Genomic DNA, 17,981 nt, shown 5'->3' with positions numbered 1-17,981 from the left:
ACCTTTTTTCAAAAAATATTCTCATTTTTCATTATACCAAAAAACACGGTTTATCACCGTGTTTCTATGTTTATTTCACCAACTTCTTCATCTCATCAATACGTGCTACGGTCGCGTCGTATTTGGCTTGGTAGTCGGCTTGTTTGTCGCGTTCTTTTTTGACGACTTCTGGTTTGGCATTAGCTACGAAGCGTTCGTTAGAGAGTTTCTTGCTGACCATATCCAGTTCTTTTTGCCATTTAGCTAGTTCCTTGTCGAGACGAGCCAGTTCTTCTTCGACATTGAGGAGGTCTGCCAGTGGCAAGTAGATTTCTGCTCCTGTGATGACGCTTGACATAGCGAGTTCAGGTGCAGGAATAGTTGATGCGATTTCCAGGTGTTCTGGATTTGTGAAGCGTTTGATGTAGTTGACATTGCTGTTAAAGAAGGCTTCCAAGTCACTATCGCTTGTCTTAACAAGGATGGTGATTGGTTTGCTTGGTGCTACGTTTACTTCCGCACGCGCATTACGAACAGCACGGATCAAGTCTTTGAGGCTTTCCACACCTGTGTGGGCAGCAAGGTCTTCAAAGGCTGGGTTGACAGTTGGGTATGCAGCTGTGACGATAGAGCCTTCTGAGATTTGTCCAAAGATTTCCTCTGTCACGAACGGCATGATTGGGTGAAGGAGACGAAGAATCTTGTCCAAGGTATAAAGGAGAACAGAACGTGTGATGACTTTCTCTTCTTCGTTATCGCTATAAAGGACTTCCTTGGTCAACTCAACGTACCAATCCGCAAATTCATCCCAGATGAAGTTGTAGAGGATGTGTCCAGCCACACCAAACTCAAACTTGTCAAAGTTTTCAGTAACTTTACCGATAGTTTCATTGAGGTTGTGGAGAATCCAGCGGTCTGTGACATTTCCAGCTTCCTTGTTGACCACTTTTTCGACATTGGCAGTTGCTTGCTCAAGGGTCAAACCTTCATTATTCATGAGGATATAACGAGAGATGTTCCAGATTTTGTTAATAAAGTTCCATGAAGCATCCATTTTCTCATAAGAGAAACGCACGTCTTGCCCTGGTGCAGAACCGTTTGAAAGGAACCAACGAAGGCTATCTGTTCCGTACTTATCAATAACATCCATTGGATCAATCCCGTTACCGAGAGATTTCGACATCTTGCGTCCTTGCTCATCACGAATGAGACCATGAATCAAGGCATTTTTAAATGGCGACTTGCCAGTAAATTCCAAACCTTGGAAAATCATTCGAGATACCCAGAACGGGATAATATCATAACCAGTCACCAAAGTTGATGTTGGATAATAACGTTTGAAGTCTTCTGAGTCGACATCCGGCCAGCCCATGGTAGAGAATGGCCAAAGAGCCGAACTGAACCACGTATCCAAGACATCTTCGTCCTGAGTCCAACCTTCACCTTCTGGAGCTTCTTCGCCGACATATATTTCACCCTCAGCATTGTACCAAGCAGGGATTTGGTGACCCCACCAGAGCTGACGAGAGATTACCCAGTCGTGAACATTTTCCATCCATTGAAGGAAGGTATCGTTGAAACGAGGTGGGTAGAATTCTACCTTGTCTTCTGTGTCTTGATTGGCAATGGCATTTTTCGCCAATTGATCCATCTTGACGAACCATTGAGTAGACAAGCGTGGCTCAACCACGACACCTGTACGTTCTGAGTGGCCAACACTGTGAACAAGTTTTTCGATTTTGACAAGAGCACCGATTTCTTCCAGCTTAGCAACGACTGCCTTACGAGCTTCAAAACGATCCATGCCTACAAATTCAAAGGTCAAGTCATTCATAGTTCCGTCATCGTTCATAACATTGACTTGCGGCAAGTTGTGACGTTGACCAACCAAGAAGTCGTTTGGATCATGGGCAGGCGTGATTTTCACAACACCAGTACCAAACTCAGGATCTGCATGCTTATCCCCAACGATTGGGATCAATTTATTAGCGATTGGAAGAATGACATTTTTACCAATCAAGTCCTTGTAGCGTGGGTCTTCTGGATTGACCGCAACGGCAACGTCCCCAAACATGGTCTCAGGACGAGTTGTCGCCACTTCAAGGGCGCGTGAACCGTCTTCCAGCATATAGTTCATGTGGTAGAAGGCACCTTCTACGTCCTTGTGGATAACTTCGATATCAGAAAGGGCTGTGCGAGCTGCTGGATCCCAGTTGATGATAAATTCACCACGGTAGATCCATCCTTTCTTGTAAAGGTCCACGAATACTTTGCGAACGGCTTTAGACAAACCTTCATCAAGAGTGAAACGCTCACGAGAGTAGTCTACTGAGAGCCCCATCTTGCCCCATTGTTCCTTGATAGTAGTGGCATATTCGTCTTTCCATTCCCAAACCTTATCGAGGAATTTTTCACGACCCAGGTCATAACGCGTAATACCCTCGCCACGCAAGCGCTCCTCAACCTTAGCCTGAGTCGCAATCCCAGCGTGGTCCATACCAGGAAGCCAAAGCGTATCAAAACCTTGCATGCGTTTTTGACGGATGATGATATCTTGCAAAGTCGTATCCCAAGCGTGACCAAGGTGAAGTTTCCCAGTTACGTTTGGTGGTGGAATCACGATTGAATAAGGCTTAGCCTTTTGATCTCCTGAAGGCTTGAAAACATCCGCATCAAGCCATTTTTGGTAACGACCAGCCTCAACGTCGGCTGGATTATATTTAGGTGAAAGTTCTTTAGACATGTGTTTGTCCTTTCTCTATTGTATTTATTTTATCTTGAATCTGCTTAGCAACTTCTTCTGCAGACAGATTCGTATTATTTATTTTAAAGTAGTGGTGCAACTCATTCGGTTGATGTTGGGAATTTAATTGAAGTGTTTCAGCAATCTCTAAAATTTCTCTTTCAGATACCTCAATATGTCGTTTTAAGGGTTTGTGCTTTAATCGATTCTCCGTTCGATTTCGACGTATGCGCTCTTCAAGACTTGTTTCCAACTCAACAAAAAGAATCTCTTGATGATAGCCATTCAACAAATCCTGAATTTGCTTCAAATACATCAGCTGGTACTGATTTGAAAAATCAATCACGTCTGTTAAAATCACATATCGCTGATTTCTAGCGCTAGCTCCAAGGAAAGAAAAGGTAATTCCACGAACAAATTCCCACATCTCCTCGGTATAATCCTGATAGATTTCTAGTGCAAAATCGATGGCTTGATGGTTATAAAAGAGGGTAGCATTCGTCAGCCGAGACAGTTCTTGACCAATCGTCATTTTCCCAGAAGCTGGAGCTCCAATGATGAAAAGATGCATCAAATTACCTCCCACTCACTCCTCAGCAAACCATATATCAGACTGTCACAGCGGTTTCCTTGAACATCCTTTCTGTCTCTTATTCGAGCTTCGAGGGTAAATCCAAGCTTCTCTGCAACTCGTTGACTTTGGATATTATAACCAAAGCAAGTCAGCTCAATCTTATGAAGTCCCAGTTCTTTAAATCCTAAGTCAATCAAAGTACGCGCTGCTTCTGGTACATAACTGCGTCCCCAATAGTCTGGGTGCAAGGTATAGCCAATCTCCAGTACATCGTCTTCGTGCCGATGGTTGAAATCAACAGAGCCGATGACTTTATCGGTTCCTTTGACGACAATTCCATAACCAGCTGGGATATTTTCCTTTTGATTGCGTTCTGGAAGGATATGCTCCAGATAATAAATCTCATCTTCCAAGGTCTTGACGGGCGGAAAACCTGCTGGATAAGTGACCTCTGGAAGACTAGCGTAGGTATGGATATCCTCAGCTTCTGCCACTGTACGAACTCGTAGGACGAGTCGTTCGGTTTCTAATCGTTCTGGTAATTCAGCTCTTGACATCCTTCATCCTCGCTTTCTTGATGAAGCTCCCCATAGGGTCAACACGGTTATCTAAATAGCGATAAACGCGCTGGTGACCGTCCCCCATAAAGTAAGTCGGTGAAAAACGATCATTTTTAAAATGTCCCTTATCATCCAAGAGTTCAGGATCAGCAAGTCGCTCGATAATCTTGGCAAAGATATGACAGATTCCATCTTCCTCGATAATTCTATCAACTTGACATTCTAACACGACTGGACAGGCCTCTAAAATCGGAGATTGAGTCTGGTCAGAAATCTCGTAGTCTAGTCCCAGGTGTTTCAATTTTTCTCGATGACTGATAAAACCAGCCTGCTCCATCTCGAGCATGAGATTTTCATCAGGAATATTCACAGTAAACTTCTGGTAATGCTTGATTTGCTCAACCGCATTTTCCTCAGAACCAACACCGATGACTAGCCAATCTCCCAGACTATAAGAGGAGCTGCAGGTCGTTATATTGTGTCCAAAATTCTTGTCCTGATATCCCAAAATGAAGATTGGAAAACCATAATAGAGTTTACTTGTGTTAAAAGATTGCTTCATGACAACCTCCTTTGACCAAAACGCAAAAGAAAAGCCCTGCCATCTACATGACAGGGACGAATGTGTTTATCCGCGGTACCACCCAAATTCGGGCAGCGCCCGCAACTCTCGTCTTTAAAACAAAAAGACACTTTTATTTCAATTTTTCATCCATTAGCAACTAGTTTTGACACATTTGTGGACTTCTCAGCACCGCCACTTTCTGTAAAATGTGGGATTCAAAACACCTCTAATGGCTCTATTGTAGCAAGATTTTTTCGGAAATGCAAGGCACAAGAAAGATTACTTGAACTTGATGCCATTTTCCTTCAATTTCTTGATGGTAGCTGGGCCGATTCCTTTCAAGGCAAGTAGTTCTTTTTCAGTCCAGTTTTTGAAATCTGAAGCAGACTTGATTCCTTCATCATAGAAAGTTTTGGCACGGTCAAGTGGAAGTCCACCCAAGTTTGCTGCAAAATCTTCTACAGAATTGGCTACTTTTTGAGCTTGCTCTTTGGTAGCTTCTACTGCTTGTTCAACTTTTTTAGAAACAGCCTTACCAGCTTGGCTTGCTGACTGTTCTGCACGTTTCACGACTTTTTTTGTCTCTTCTACAACCTTAGTCACAGTACTTGAAAAAGCACCTGCACGACGGAGGCTATTTCGTAATTGTTTTTTACGATTGAGTTTCTTTGACATGATAAAATCCTTTCAATAAAAAACCCCTGTTCTGACAAGGATTTAATATAAATATTCTATCAAGATTTTAGTAAAAAATCAAGAATCTTTCTCGTTTAATAATTTCGCTCACCAAACAAGCCATCTGGTAAATCATGGAATCCCTTACCTGCCTTGAAGTTTTCAAACTTACCAAGCAAGAACTGATAAGCATCCAAGCGGCTTTCGTAGCGAATCATGGCATCTTTGGCACGCTCGTCTTGGTCTTCTTCGTAGACTTTTTGGCTTTCCTTATGTGCCATGTCGTTGATCATGATTTGGGTATTGACCCAAGCTTCAAATTCCTTCATAAATTCTTGTTCGTAACTCATTTTTTCTCCTTATTCTAATCCACGGAAATAGTCCGTGTCAATCTCACGGTAGGGCTGGATATCCTGAACATACTCCAACACACCTTGGAATTCCCCATCTTCATCGTGCACTGCAGCGTAGGTGATGTGGACAAACTTGCCTCGTGATTGAGATTTGAACCACATTTCATACTTGTCTTTAGTACCCTCACGAAGCCCCTTCATGATGGTCTTGACCTTGTCCAAGTACTTAGGCGGATGGCAGAGTTCGACATTGCGCCCAACTTGGGACGGGGTCCGTTTGAAAATCATCTCATCAGCTGGCGTATTGTCATTGTAATACTGGAAAATATCGTCTTTATTGACAAAGGTAATCTCCATAGGAAGATGATTGAGGATGAGATTGGCCTGCTCGACCGAGAGATAGCCATTGCCAAAAGCCTGTTGACTATGACGATCCAAAGCTGATTCCTTTTCCTTAGGGGTAAAGGTAATGGTAAACTGTCCTTCTGGCGTATCGATAACCTGCTGAACTTGTCCCTCTGCCGTATCTAGCTGTACGGGCTCCTCTGCACTCTTTTCCTCAACAAAACTCTGTCTTTCTGGCACCCATTTTTCTGACGGACGGATGATGGCATAGCCGTAGGCATCACTCTCCTCCGCAATCTGAAGCCAGTCATCCTGAGTGAAGGACTCAAGGAGAATCATGAGAAGGATGGACTCTTCCTTGAAAATCATACTTTCAAACTCTGCCGCAAAGGCTTCAAAATCTTCTTTTACAGTGCTAATCGACACTTCTGGTAGTGCCTTGGCTGTCGCTAGGGCTGTCTGAAAGAGTTCCCTAATCTGGTCATCCACTCCCCACATCACCTTAGGAGGTGAATCGTGACCATAGCGCTCCATGATAGGAAAGAAAAGTTCTTCTTTACGTTGATAATGGATATCAAATTGACCCACAAGTCCCATCTGACGGACCAAGCCCTTGCGCATCTCTGCCAGCATTTCCTCGTCTTCCATAGACTCATAGGTATCTAGCAATCTCCGAATGCGAATCAAGGCTGCACGGAGGGCTAGATTTTCTTCTTTGAAAATCCGAACTGGGTGACCTGGATGCTCAGTATCCTCCACTTCGACACCTTTAATAGCATTTTTAAAAAGATTGGCATGGACATCACAGAGTTCCATAACATCCTCAAAGGTGACACCTGAGTCTGAGTTCATCAGCTCGTGCTCCATGAGGGAAATCTCGATGGCTGAGACACCCGCAAAGGTAGCATCAAAGCGCTCCTGAACCGACTCAGGAGAGGCACCATTGTGCAATTCTAACAAAATATCCCGTAGGATATGAATCCGTTCATCTGCCATTAGTCTAATCCAATCACTTCGTAGCCGTTTGCTTCCAGTGTGCGGACAATCTTGTCCATAGGAGTTCCTTCAAGCTTAGAACCCTGTTTGAGCGATACCTTGCGACCGACTGTGTTGCGCATCAAGGGATTGGCAAGAGGTTTAAAACCTAGCTCCACTAGAATTTCCAAGACTTCTGGATGCTTATCCACCACTTCTGCAACAGGAATTGACACATCGATGATATTGTCCATGACGACCTCCATTGAATATTCTAAAATGATTTTACTGCTTATATTATACCATATGGAAAGAGATTAAAAAACTAGCAGTACAAGACTTGCTAGTTCCCCACGACTTGGATGACCATCTAAATAAGTTTAAAGAGCCAATCCAATAGTTTAAATAATAGCTTGTAAAACAGCAATTGGACTGCAAAAGAGATGATCATCCAAAAGAATTTCAAAATCCCAATAATCGGTTTAATAAAAAGAATGGCAAGAAGACCCCAAAAAAATTTCATTCTCTCTCCTCTGGCTTGATGAGCCACCGAGCCGTATCCATTAACTTGTCTGCAATAAAAAGTTTCCCAAAACCGACAACGGCATTATCATCTTTCTTTATCGTTTTCATGACATTTACACCTTGCATGGTCAAAAAGTAATTACCATAAGTTTTAGCTAGAGTTTTTATGAGTCCCATATTATCTTTCCTCTTTAAACTACACTTTAAAATATTAGCGATACCAATCTTGCTGGCCATTTCTGAAAAATCGCTTTATCTCACTTTTTCAATTCCTATAATATCATACAAGCTAAATTTTATAAAGCTTTTTAATAATGTTTAACTCTGGAAAGATTCCGCCAGCATGTTTTATTGCCTTTTCCTCCACCAAAAAAGAGGGTTGCCCCTCTTCTTAGTTCTTATCCAGATTGCGTAGCATCTCGTCAATCTTGTTCCCATATTCGATGGATTCGTCTTTGACGAAGGTCAAATCTGGGATTTTGTACAATTTCAAATTGCGACCAAGTTCACGTTTGATAGTACCAGTTGCTTTTTCAAGCCCGATTTGGGCTTTTTGATTATCTGAAGCAAGGTTACTCAAAATGGTGTAGTAAACCTTGGCAACAGACAAGTCACCTAGCATCTGAACATCTGTGATGGTCACGCCTTGGACACGAGGGTCACGGACTTTCTTTTGCAAAATCTCATTGACTTCACGCTTGATTTCCATGCCCACACGATCCGTACGGAAATGATTTGCCATGATATTCCTTTCTCTACTTTGAACCAAAAGCTAGGCCAGCAGACCTAGCTATTTTTAAACTTATTGATTTTCATTTCAAATTGAAACGAAGTTCAATTTGAAATCATCTGCTTCTTTCGCCGTGGTGAAAGTGATGGAACTGATTTTTCAGTCCCATCACAGGGGATTTTTGAGACCCTAGGCTCAAAAATAAGCAATGAAACCATCGGTTTGCTTGCGTCCCTCACTACCTAAGAAAGGAGCAAAAATCTTATCTTTTAATTTCTTCCATGACATAGGCCTCAATCACATCATCAGTCTTGATATCATTGTAGCCATCAATCATCAAACCACCTTCACGACCGTTTGTAACTTCTTTGACGTCGTCTTTGTAGTGTTTCAAGCTTGCGAGTTCGCCGTCATAGATAACGACACCGTCACGGATAACACGGACTTTAGAGTCACGGGTAACCTTACCATTGATAACCATGAATCCACCGATAGTTCCCACTTTAGACACCTTGAAGGTTTCACGAATAACTGCTTCACCGATAACTTTTTCTTCAAATTCTGGATCAAGCATCCCTTTCATGGCTTCTTCCATCTCTTCGATAACCTTGTAGATAATGCTGTGGAGACGGATTTCTACATCATCAGCTTCTGCTTGTTGACGCGCTTGTGGTGTAGGGCGTACGTTGAAACCAACGATAAAGGCATTTGAAGCTTCGGCAAGAGTCACGTCAGATTCGTTGATGGCACCGACTGCCGAGTGGACGATGGTCACTTTGACACCTTCCACATCGATTTTTTGAAGTGAGGCAGAAAGGGCTTCAACAGAACCTTGTACGTCGGCCTTGATGATAACGTTAACAGACTTGAGTTCACCAGCTTTAAGGGTATCAAAGAGGTTTTCAAGGCTGACACGTTGGGTAGCTTGACGTTGTTTCATGAGGGCACGTTTGGCACGCTCTTCACCAGCTGCACGCGCAGATTTTTCATCTTCGTAAACGGCAAAGTGGTCACCCGCCATTGGCGCTTCGTTCAAACCTGTGATTGAAACTGGTGTTGATGGTCCAGCAACCTTAACACGACGACCAAGGTCGTTGGTCATAGCACGGACACGACCGAAGGTATTTCCGACAACGATTGGGTCTTGAACATTCAAGGTACCTTGTTGAACAAGAAGGGTTGCAACCGCACCTTTTCCTTTATCCAAGCGCGCTTCGATAACTGTACCGATAGCACGCACTGTTGGGTCTGCCTTGAGTTCTTGGATTTCAGCCACAAGAAGGACTGTTTCCAACAACTCTTCGATGTTTTGGTTGAATTTAGCTGAGATTTCAACAAATTCAGAATCTCCACCCCAAGCTGTTGACATAACACCATGCTCTGCCAATTCACCGATAACACGTTCTGGGTTGGCACCTGGTTTATCAATCTTGTTGATGGCTACGATGATTGGAACGTTGGCTGCTTTTGAGTGGTTGATGGCTTCGATAGTCTGAGGCATAACTCCGTCATCTGCCGCTACGACCAAGATAGTAATATCGGTAACAGAAGCACCGCGCGCACGCATAGATGTAAAGGCTGCGTGTCCCGGTGTATCAAGGAAGGTAATCTTCTTGCCATTTTCAACGATTTGGTAGGCACCAATATGCTGAGTGATACCACCTGCTTCACCTGTCGCAACACGAGAGTTACGAAGGGTATCTAAGAGTGTTGTTTTACCGTGGTCAACGTGTCCCATGATAGTTACAACTGGTGGACGCTCTACCAATTCATCTTCATTGAGATAACCATCTTCGACAAAGAAACGTTCGATATCGGCATTATCCACTTCAACCTTTTGTTTAGCTTCGATACCGTAATCCACCATGAGGAGCTCAATTGTTTCCCCATCCAAGGATTGGTTTTGTGTGGCCATGACACCCATCATAAAGAGTTTCTTAACGATTTCAGCTGGTTCACGTTTGATACGTTTTGCGATTTCCGCAACGGTCATACCATCTGTATATTCAAATTCTGTTGGCAATTCATGGAATTTACGCTCTGTAACAGGTTTTGGAGTCTGATTGCGGTTGTTCTTGTTATTGCCTTTTTTGTTCTTTTTGTTGTTATTCCAGTTACTATTCTTTTGATTTCTCACTTGATTTTGACTACTTCGATTCTTTTGTTGTTTTCTAGGACCATCTTCTTCGTGATCATAATCGTCACGATTTTTGTCTGGTCGAGCTTGTTTTTTACGACGTGTATCCACTGCAGCTTCTTTTTTCTCAGGGACGACTTCAACCACTGCTTGAATTTGCTGTTCTTGTTGCGCTTGTTCAGCTAACTTAGCCACTTCTTCAAAGATTTCCTCTGGTTCCTTACGTTTGTTAGCTTGAGCCAAGGCTTCTTTGGCAGCCTGATACTGCTTGAAGCGTTCCTCGCTTGAACGTGCGTACTCTGCATTTTGCTCTGCTTTTAGGGCTGCTGCACGGGCTTTAAAGTCAACACGTGGAGCCGCTTGATTTGGACGTTTGTCCTCTTGTTGACGACGCTCATTACCACGATTTTGCTGACCTTGCTGTTTCTTAGCTTGGTCATTAAAGCGACGATTGTCGCGGTTGCCTTGACCTTGTTTTCCGCCATTACGGCCGTCATTTTTCTGACGGTTGCCGTTTTGTTGTTGGTCACGGTTATTGCCCTTATTTTGCTTGCGTCGTTCTGCCTGCTCTTTGGCACGGGCTTCACGCTCAGCCTTGAAATTACGGCTTTGCGGTTTTGTTGCTACTTTTTCTGCCTTCGGAGCAACTGGCTCAGCCGGTTTTGCCTCTTCCTTGGCTACAGCTGGTTTTACTGGTTCAGACTTTTCGGCTTTCTTTTCTGCACTTGCTTTTGGGGCTGCAGGTTTTGCTTCTGCTTTCGGAGCAGCTGCAGGCTTAAAGCTGGCAGCGATTTTTGCAGCGACAGCTTCTTCCACACTTGATGAGTGGCTTTTCACATCCAAGCCCAACTCTTTTGCACGCGCTACAACTTCTTTACTTTCTTTTCCAAGTTCTTTTGCGATTTCGTACAATCTTTTCTTAGACAAATCATGTCCTCCTCTTCTATTCCATAAGAGACCTCATTTTCTTTGTAAATCCAGCATCTGTTACAGCCAAAACCTTTCTTGATTTCCCGACTGCTATGCTTAATTCCAGTGTTGAAAACACGGTTACAATTTCTACTTGATAATAATGACTTTTATCTTGAATCTTCTTGGTCAGATTGGGTCCAGCATCATGGGCTAGAAAGACCAACTTGGCCTTGCCGTCTTGAATGACCTTGACCACCAATTCTTCACCCGATATGATGCGCCCTGCTCGCTGAGCAAGCCCCAAGAGATTGCTTATCTTTTGCTTATTCAAGTCCTAACTCTCTTCTTTTCACTTTGTGATCCACATAAGCGATCAACTCATCATAAAAGCTTTCTTCCACTTCCATGCTAAAGCTGCGGTTAAAGACCTTCTTCTTTTTCGCCTCTAGGGCTTCTGCATTGTCTAGCTTGATATAAGCGCCGCGACCATTAGCCTTGCCTGTCGGATCGATAAAGACTTGTCCTTCCTTGTTTTTGACAATACGGAGCAAATCACGCTTATCAATCACTTCGTTAGACACAACAGACTTGCGCAAAGGGATTTTTCTCGTTTTCATCTTTCCCTCCTCTAGCAGCTTTTATTCTTCTACAGTATCGTTTTCTGCTTCCAACTCTACTGAATCAGCTTCTTCCATGGCTTCAAATTCGCTAGCAGACTTGATATCGATACGGTAACCAGTCAAGTGAGCCGCCAAGCGCACGTTTTGTCCACGACGACCGATTGCAAGAGAAAGCTTGTTATCAGGAACAACTACCAAGGCACGTTTGCTGTCGTTTTCATCAAAGATAACTTGGTCAACCTCAGCAGGGGCAATGGCATTGTAGATAAATTCAGCTGGATCTGCTACCCACTCGATAACGTCGATATTTTCTTCGATTGGCACCATACGGTCACTCTTGGCATCGTAGCGAGCTGGGTGGAACTTGCTAGTAATCTTCTTGATGTTAGCTCCACCGCGTCCAACGATTGTTCCGATAGCGTCCACGTTTGGATTGTGGCTACGAACTGCAACCTTAGTACGGTCACCAGCTTCACGAGCCACGCTCATGATTTCAACAGTTCCATCATAAACTTCTGGAATTTCTTGCTCCATCAAGCGTTTGATCATTTCTGGATGGCTACGGCTAACAAAGACATTTACACCGCGAGGGTTGTCTTCAACCTTGTAGACATAGACTTCGATACGGTCGTGAGAAGCAAAAACTTCTCCAGGAATTTGGTCTTGTTTTGACAATTGGGCTTCAATGCTACCAAGGTTGACATAAATGAAGCGGTTATCGAAGCGTTCTACTGTACCAGACATGATTTCTTGCTCATGTTCTTTGTAAGTATCGTAAGTAATGGCACGTGTTTGCTTGCGCATTTTTTCCATAATGGTTTGTTTGGCAGATTGGGCTGCTACACGACCAAACTCACCTGGTGCTTCTTCAAACTTGATTTTGTCTCCAAGTTCATAGGCTGAATTAATGGCAAGAGCATCTTTTAAGCTGATTTCCAAACGGCTATCAAATACTTCATCAACAACTTCACGGACAGTATAGACAGTAAAGTCACCTGTTTTTTCGTTGAAATCAATAGCTACACTGTCTGACTGACCATAGCGTCTGCGATAAGCGGAACGAAGCGACTCTACTACTGCGTCGATGATGTCTTCTTTTTTGATTCCCTTGTCTTCTTCCAAAATGCGGAAGGCCTCTAGCATTTCTTTACTCATGTTTTCTTCACTTTTGAATCCTCAAAAGCTATCCTTTCTTTTTCTATAATTTAACTGCTAAACGTGCTTTTGATACTAAACTGTATGGAATTTGGACGGTTTTCTTACGCGTCTTGTCCATATATTCCATAGTCAACTCGTCCTCTTCAAAGGCCAACAAGGTTCCTTCAAAGACCTTTTGCTTATCGATGGCTTGGTAGAGCCCGACATGGATGTATTTCCCAACCGCTCCAGCAACGGCATCCTTGGTTTTCAAAGGACGTTCCAAGCCTGGACTGGTAATTTCTAGGAAATATTGTTCTGGGAAGGGATCTGGCTTGATGGTGTCTAGGACAGGACTGATAATTTCTGTCAAGTCCGCTGTATCGTTCAAGGTAATTCCTTCAGGTTTATCTACAAAAATACTGAGAATCATGTCACTGCCAATCTTTCCATACTCGATATCCACGAGTTCGAAAGGCGCTTGGATGACAGGTTCTACAACTTCTCTGACTAATTCTATGATTGTTGCGATTGCGTCCACCTCCTCATAAGCAAGAGGCGAAGATATTTCCCCGCCTCACTTTTCATATTCTTACTATTAGTATAACACGTTTGCCAACTTATGTAAAGCAAAAGCACTTATACAGCCTGATTTCAGGCTTTTTCTTAAAATTCTGCCTCAACTCGGTAGATAACTTGACCCTTGTTGGAGAATTTTTGCTCGTATTCTGTCATGACATTGCCTTCAAAATCACTGGCATGCAAATCTAGCCAGACACCATTGAGCTTCATGCCATATTGAGAAAAACTCACTAGGCTGTACTCAAACAAGCCACGGTTATCCGTCTTGAAATGAATTTCTCCATTTTCAGGCAAGATGCGCTTAAAGGTATCCAAGAAGGTCTTGTAGGTCAAACGACGCTTTTCATGACGCTTTTTAGGCCAAGGATCTGAAAAGTTCAGATACAAGCGATCAATCTCACCGTCTTCAAAGTAGTCAGTCAAGTCAGAACCATCTACCCACAAGAGCTTGATGTTAGGCACTCCAACTTCAAGCACCTTGTCCAAAGCGTAGCTCAAAACAGACTTTTGAATATCAATCCCGATATAGTTAATGTCAGGGTTTTGCTTGGCCATACCTGAAACAAAGGCACCCTTTCCACTTCCTACTTCCACATGAATGGGATTATCATTGCCAAACAAGTCCCGCCATTTCCCCTTGGCTTCCAAGGGATTGAGGACCACATACTGGGGATTTGCCTCTAGTAATTCTGTCGCCCCTTTACGATTTCTAACTCTCATCTTCTCTTTCCATACTTGTCTCGGAAGTGACGCAAGCCATGGATCTCCCGATTGACATTTTCTAAATCTTGGTTCATATAATACTTGGAAATCTGGCTCAAGTAAGACAATTGACCGTACCAATACAATTTATTTAATACCGTTTGATTGTACTTATAACCGTAGTAGGTCAACCATTCCTTCCACTGATGTTCTGGAATATAATGGCAGAGCATATGGGCCACATCAAACATGCGGTCGGTCAAGCGAACCGAATCCCAATCTACCAAATAAATCAAGCCACTATCTGTCTCAATCCAATTACTATGTCGTACATCTCCATGGACAATGGTCGCATAGTCCTCTCTAAATCCTGGAATAGTCTGACGTAAATCAGCCATCACTTCACTGATAAAATGATTTTTACGCAAAGCATCTGGAGCCGTTTCTTGCCAAGACTGTAGTAAATCTACAGGTGTTTCCATGGCATATCCCAAACGACTCAACTGTGTCATCAAAGGACGTGAGCGATGAAGGCGGGTTAAAATATTGACGATTTGTTTACGATTCATATCATAGGGGGTCAATATTTTGCCTGTCAACCATTCTTGAGCACACATATCACGCCCATCTGCCAAACGGCGACTCCATAATAATTGTGGAGCAATTTGTTCTCTAGCTAGACCAGGTAGGATTGGAGAGGTGTTCATTTTTACAAAGATACGCTTCCCATCAGGATAGCTACCCATATAAGCTTTGCCACTTTTCCCAGGTATGGGAGTCAGTGTTAGCTCATTATCACCCAAATCCATTTCTTTCCTCCGTATAAAGTTTCCTTACTATTCTACTAGTTTTTGGCCTATTCGTCAACCGCTCCACACCCGATTCTCAAAGAAAAGCCTCTAGATTGGCTTGGGTATCATTATAGAAAGAAAAAGGCAAGCACCGTCTTCTGCTTACCTTTCATGATTTTTATAAATAATATAAGAGTGGCCAAGCATTGTAAAACATGTGAACTAGAGTAGAAACCCACAAATTTTGGCTCTTTTTATAGGCAAAGCCCAGTAACAAGCCTCCAAGTAGATAAAAAATAAACGAGGGGACATTAGAAGGTCCATGCATGAAAGAAAAGAGAGAGGAAGTTAGCACAAGCCCTAACCAAGAGTTGTCAAAAACCGCACCTTGAAGAAGTCCTCTGAAAATGAGTTCCTCCTGAATCGGGCCAAAAACTGAGGTAGTCAAAATCAAAGACAGGGAAATTCCTCTGATGACTTCCGCCAAGTGTTGAACTCCTGCGCCAGAAGAAACAGCAAAGAATTTAATATAAACCAGCGTCTCAAGCACACTTAGAAGAAAGATTGCAATGAAAAGCAAAAGGTCTTTCTTGCTTAACATCCCAAAAGAAATCATTTCAAACTTTCTAGCATAAGTAACACTCACCAAAGTTACAAGAAGACTTACAATAATCAGTGCAGATTCATTTTGAAAAAAATCCCCATGGTTAATCGTATAAGGAACTGTAATGACAATTATTAGTACTAAAAATCCAATGCACAAGGCATGAAATTTATCAAAAAACTCCATAAAATTATCCTCCTCAACAAACAGACTTTACTACAAGTCATCCTTGAGCTCTAATCTTTCCAAAACAAACCATTTGAGTAACCAAAATCCGACCACATAGCCAGCCCCTAAAAATATAGCCATAAAAGCTAGCATGGAATTTAGGGAATTAAAGACCACCGCAGATACAAAGGTTAGCACAAAAACGTTAAAGGCAATGGTGTCAGAAGCCAAGACTAGAATATAGGGGGTCAACCAGTCTAAAGTTTTTGAATTTAGGAAAAATAAGTGTTTATACATAATAACCTCCCCTTGCTAGAGCATAGACTAGTCGCAGATTAAGAAGAAAGTTCTTCCCTACTTTTTATAATACTTCAAACCCCAAATGAGTAGAAGCATAATAATCAAGCAGAGAATAGCGCCAATATAGGCAATTAATTGTTGATAGAATTCTCCTGCTGTGATACCTCTATACAAACAAATAATAGACATAAAACCTGTCAAGCCGATGAACATGAGTTGATTGGTTCTAGGACTAACCAAATCATCATCTTCAAACTTTCTTATCTTCATTTCTCTAGTGAGATAAACAGTGACCAAAATAGAAGCCAAGTTAATAACCACTAAAAGAAATTGGAAAACCAAGGAAAAATTTAAAAACTGACGAGATAGGAATAGATAAGTAGAGACAAGTAAGGGCAACTGACCTAGGAACAATCTCGCAAGGAAGATGGTCTGTTTTTTAAAAAATATTTTTTTCATTGCTTTCTCCATTACAATTAAATGACATCTAATCATTTTCTAAAATTTGATAACTTTTATGAAATGTTTTAGCAGAAACAACTCTATGATTGGTGATATCTATATAATCACCTGGATAACCAAGAACATACATCCCATAACCAGCGAATCCTCCTCCAACTGTTCCAACTAGACCAAACTTGATATTCGTTGCGAGAGAAGTGTTGAGACCTGCCATTAGAATGCGCACATGATTATCCAACCAAACCATATAATTTTTTTGAAAAGCTTCCTCTACCCAACTTGGTTTAGGAGTTGCTTGACCAATTTCCCAAACATCAACAATTTGATTCCCATATTTTGCCTTCATAGCTTCAATCCTTTTTAAATACCATTACATGAGTTTAGAGTTCCCCCTATACCATAAGGACTACATGGTTTTGAAAAATGTATAATAGGCCACTTACCATTTAATTGATCCAAAGTTGGAGAAGGTGCTAGCCCACCCAATAAACCAGAAATCATATCTCCCCAACCTCCGAAACCTCACTCAACTTTCGCAAGCATCTCAGTATCCATCATTTCAAATTGTTCCATCATTTTTGTATTCATAACGAATACCCCTTTTTTATTTTTAATTTTAATTGTTATCCTGTTGCAATTGACAATTTTAGTATAGCACTATTTGTTAAAGTTTTTCATACAAATCTTGAATTGTCATTGAAACGTCTTAAATTATTCAAAGAGTACAATCTTCCCAATCAACTAATAAGAAGTGAATAATATTAAATTCCATTATTCACTTCTTAAAATCGATAATTATTTTTAATCTACTATTTTTAGCTAAATACCCTGTGTAAAAAAGTCAGCAAAAATGGTAATGTTGCGAAAATATTATTGATCACATGCACCGTATAGGAAGGATAAATGCTCTTGGTATAGCGGGTCAAACTAGCAAAGATGATGCCAGATGTTGCAAAGACGAAGATATCTAACAAACTAGGCAGGCTTGAAAAATGAGGAAGGGCAAATAAAATTGACGGAAGAAGCAAATCAAGGCCAAATCTCGAATGCTTAAAAAAGGCGTGTTGCAGTAATCCTCTATAGATTAGCTCTTCCATAAGTGGAGTCAGAAAGAACAAAGTTATATAGATACCTAGCTCAGCAAAGTTGGTCCCACTATAACCGATCAATACAGCCCAACCTTCAGCAGTTGACTGAACATGTTTAGCTGTCTGAACGTTAAAAGAGATCTGGAGCACTACCACTAATACTGTCAAAATCGAATACCAAAGCCATTTTTTTCTTGGAATGTGAAAGAGATAACCATGACCTGTCTTAACCAGAATCCAAATCATGACTCCGCTAAATAGTAAACTCAAGATATTTTGAATCCAGACGAAATTGCCAATCTGGGAAGAAAATTGCCAATAATTTTGAACAATAAGCGTCAGCTGAGAAAGACCAAATACGAAAAATAAGTAAGAGAAGACTGCACTTATTTTGAATAGAAGTTGATACTTTTTCATAGAAATCCTTTCCACTATGACCTCCCCTTGTCAAGCT

Annotated in this window: 23 protein-coding genes and 1 pseudogene; all 24 read right to left on the bottom strand. The window is 41.8% G+C overall.

The window, feature by feature from the left end; translation table 11 throughout:
- Positions 1–70 precede the first annotated feature (70 nt).
- The 24 genes and pseudogenes from CYK18_RS10015 to CYK18_RS09900 all read right to left on the bottom strand — a co-directional run bounded on the left by CYK18_RS10015 (position 71) and on the right by CYK18_RS09900 (position 17,944).
- On the bottom strand, positions 71–2,722 hold the full coding sequence (locus CYK18_RS10015) for a valine--tRNA ligase (protein ID WP_101786411.1): 2,652 nt from the start codon (positions 2,720–2,722) through the stop codon (positions 71–73).
- Entirely contained in the window at positions 2,715–3,293 is a 579-nt protein-coding gene (locus CYK18_RS10010) for an AAA family ATPase (protein ID WP_101786409.1), read from the bottom strand. Before CYK18_RS10010 ends, CYK18_RS10015 begins: the two co-directional genes overlap by 8 nt.
- The gene (locus CYK18_RS10005; RefSeq protein ID WP_101786407.1) at positions 3,293–3,853 is read right to left on the bottom strand and encodes a GNAT family N-acetyltransferase; all 561 of its coding nucleotides are present in this window, start codon (positions 3,851–3,853) and stop codon (positions 3,293–3,295) included. Before CYK18_RS10005 ends, CYK18_RS10010 begins: the two co-directional genes overlap by 1 nt.
- A complete protein-coding gene (locus CYK18_RS10000; protein WP_101786405.1) occupies positions 3,840–4,418 on the bottom strand; it encodes a flavin reductase family protein in 579 nt (192 codons plus the stop codon). The genes CYK18_RS10005 and CYK18_RS10000 overlap by 14 nt, the downstream gene beginning before the upstream one ends.
- A 282-nt stretch (positions 4,419–4,700) precedes the next feature.
- Positions 4,701–5,096 (bottom strand): helix-hairpin-helix domain-containing protein, encoded by a 396-nt coding sequence (locus CYK18_RS09990; RefSeq protein ID WP_000038635.1) that lies wholly within the window; start codon positions 5,094–5,096, stop codon positions 4,701–4,703.
- Between the two features lie 95 nt (positions 5,097–5,191).
- The gene (locus CYK18_RS09985) at positions 5,192–5,446 is read right to left on the bottom strand and encodes a DUF1912 family protein (protein WP_000119706.1); all 255 of its coding nucleotides are present in this window, start codon (positions 5,444–5,446) and stop codon (positions 5,192–5,194) included.
- 9 nt (positions 5,447–5,455) lie between these two features.
- Positions 5,456–6,790: a DUF438 domain-containing protein gene (locus CYK18_RS09980; protein WP_101786403.1), complete on the bottom strand. Its 1,335-nt coding sequence runs from the start codon at positions 6,788–6,790 to the stop codon at positions 5,456–5,458.
- Entirely contained in the window at positions 6,790–7,023 is a 234-nt protein-coding gene (locus CYK18_RS09975) for a DUF1858 domain-containing protein (protein ID WP_000368739.1), read from the bottom strand. Before CYK18_RS09975 ends, CYK18_RS09980 begins: the two co-directional genes overlap by 1 nt.
- Positions 7,024–7,139: 116 nt before the next feature.
- Positions 7,140–7,292 carry a hypothetical protein gene (locus CYK18_RS10865; RefSeq protein ID WP_180947977.1) on the bottom strand — a complete coding sequence of 51 codons (153 nt, stop codon included), beginning with the start codon at positions 7,290–7,292 and terminating at the stop codon, positions 7,140–7,142.
- Positions 7,289–7,471 (bottom strand): hypothetical protein, encoded by a 183-nt coding sequence (locus CYK18_RS09970; RefSeq protein ID WP_101782663.1) that lies wholly within the window; start codon positions 7,469–7,471, stop codon positions 7,289–7,291. The genes CYK18_RS10865 and CYK18_RS09970 overlap by 4 nt, the downstream gene beginning before the upstream one ends.
- 214 nt (positions 7,472–7,685) lie before the next feature.
- Positions 7,686–8,036: a 30S ribosome-binding factor RbfA gene (rbfA, locus tag CYK18_RS09965; protein WP_001273601.1), complete on the bottom strand. Its 351-nt coding sequence runs from the start codon at positions 8,034–8,036 to the stop codon at positions 7,686–7,688.
- Between the two features lie 250 nt (positions 8,037–8,286).
- Positions 8,287–11,088 carry a translation initiation factor IF-2 gene (gene infB, locus CYK18_RS09960; protein WP_101782662.1) on the bottom strand — a complete coding sequence of 934 codons (2,802 nt, stop codon included), beginning with the start codon at positions 11,086–11,088 and terminating at the stop codon, positions 8,287–8,289.
- A gap of 16 nt (positions 11,089–11,104) precedes the next feature.
- Positions 11,105–11,404, bottom strand: a complete 300-nt coding sequence (locus CYK18_RS09955) for a YlxQ-related RNA-binding protein (RefSeq protein ID WP_001041404.1) — start codon at positions 11,402–11,404, stop codon at positions 11,105–11,107.
- Positions 11,397–11,690, bottom strand: a complete 294-nt coding sequence (rnpM, locus tag CYK18_RS09950; protein WP_000857562.1) for an RNase P modulator RnpM — start codon at positions 11,688–11,690, stop codon at positions 11,397–11,399. The genes CYK18_RS09955 and rnpM overlap by 8 nt, the downstream gene beginning before the upstream one ends.
- A gap of 21 nt (positions 11,691–11,711) precedes the next feature.
- On the bottom strand, positions 11,712–12,848 hold the full coding sequence (gene nusA, locus CYK18_RS09945) for a transcription termination factor NusA (protein WP_101786401.1): 1,137 nt from the start codon (positions 12,846–12,848) through the stop codon (positions 11,712–11,714).
- A gap of 43 nt (positions 12,849–12,891) precedes the next feature.
- A complete protein-coding gene (rimP, locus tag CYK18_RS09940) occupies positions 12,892–13,371 on the bottom strand; it encodes a ribosome maturation factor RimP (RefSeq protein ID WP_101786400.1) in 480 nt (159 codons plus the stop codon).
- 125 nt (positions 13,372–13,496) lie between these two features.
- Positions 13,497–14,132, bottom strand: coding sequence for a tRNA (guanosine(46)-N7)-methyltransferase TrmB (gene trmB, locus CYK18_RS09935; protein ID WP_001266094.1), 636 nt, complete (start codon positions 14,130–14,132; stop codon positions 13,497–13,499).
- Complete coding sequence (ccrZ, locus tag CYK18_RS09930) at positions 14,129–14,923, bottom strand: cell cycle regulator CcrZ (protein WP_000363005.1); 795 nt, start codon at positions 14,921–14,923, stop codon at positions 14,129–14,131. The genes trmB and ccrZ overlap by 4 nt, the downstream gene beginning before the upstream one ends.
- Before the next feature lie 160 nt (positions 14,924–15,083).
- Positions 15,084–15,695: a CPBP family intramembrane glutamic endopeptidase gene (locus tag CYK18_RS09925; RefSeq protein ID WP_101786398.1), complete on the bottom strand. Its 612-nt coding sequence runs from the start codon at positions 15,693–15,695 to the stop codon at positions 15,084–15,086.
- Positions 15,696–15,725: 30 nt separating this feature from the next.
- A complete protein-coding gene (blpZ, locus tag CYK18_RS09920; RefSeq protein WP_101786396.1) occupies positions 15,726–15,974 on the bottom strand; it encodes an immunity protein BlpZ in 249 nt (82 codons plus the stop codon).
- A 57-nt stretch (positions 15,975–16,031) separates the two neighbouring features.
- A complete protein-coding gene (locus CYK18_RS09915; RefSeq protein ID WP_101786394.1) occupies positions 16,032–16,436 on the bottom strand; it encodes an immunity protein in 405 nt (134 codons plus the stop codon).
- Positions 16,437–16,464: 28 nt separating this feature from the next.
- Positions 16,465–16,785: a hypothetical protein gene (locus CYK18_RS09910; protein ID WP_000645118.1), complete on the bottom strand. Its 321-nt coding sequence runs from the start codon at positions 16,783–16,785 to the stop codon at positions 16,465–16,467.
- Between the two features lie 14 nt (positions 16,786–16,799).
- Positions 16,800–17,027 (bottom strand): annotated as a pseudogene (locus tag CYK18_RS11160) (ComC/BlpC family peptide pheromone/bacteriocin).
- Positions 17,028–17,254: 227 nt separating this feature from the next.
- Positions 17,255–17,944 carry a CPBP family intramembrane glutamic endopeptidase gene (locus CYK18_RS09900; RefSeq protein ID WP_101786392.1) on the bottom strand — a complete coding sequence of 230 codons (690 nt, stop codon included), beginning with the start codon at positions 17,942–17,944 and terminating at the stop codon, positions 17,255–17,257.
- Between the last annotated feature and the right edge of the window lie 37 nt (positions 17,945–17,981).

Source organism: Streptococcus mitis, from assembly GCF_002860865.1.
Taxonomy (GTDB): Bacteria; Bacillota; Bacilli; order Lactobacillales; family Streptococcaceae; genus Streptococcus; species Streptococcus mitis_AT.
Note: the sequence above shows the minus strand (reverse complement) of the source record. Positions and strands in the feature narration are given on the sequence as shown.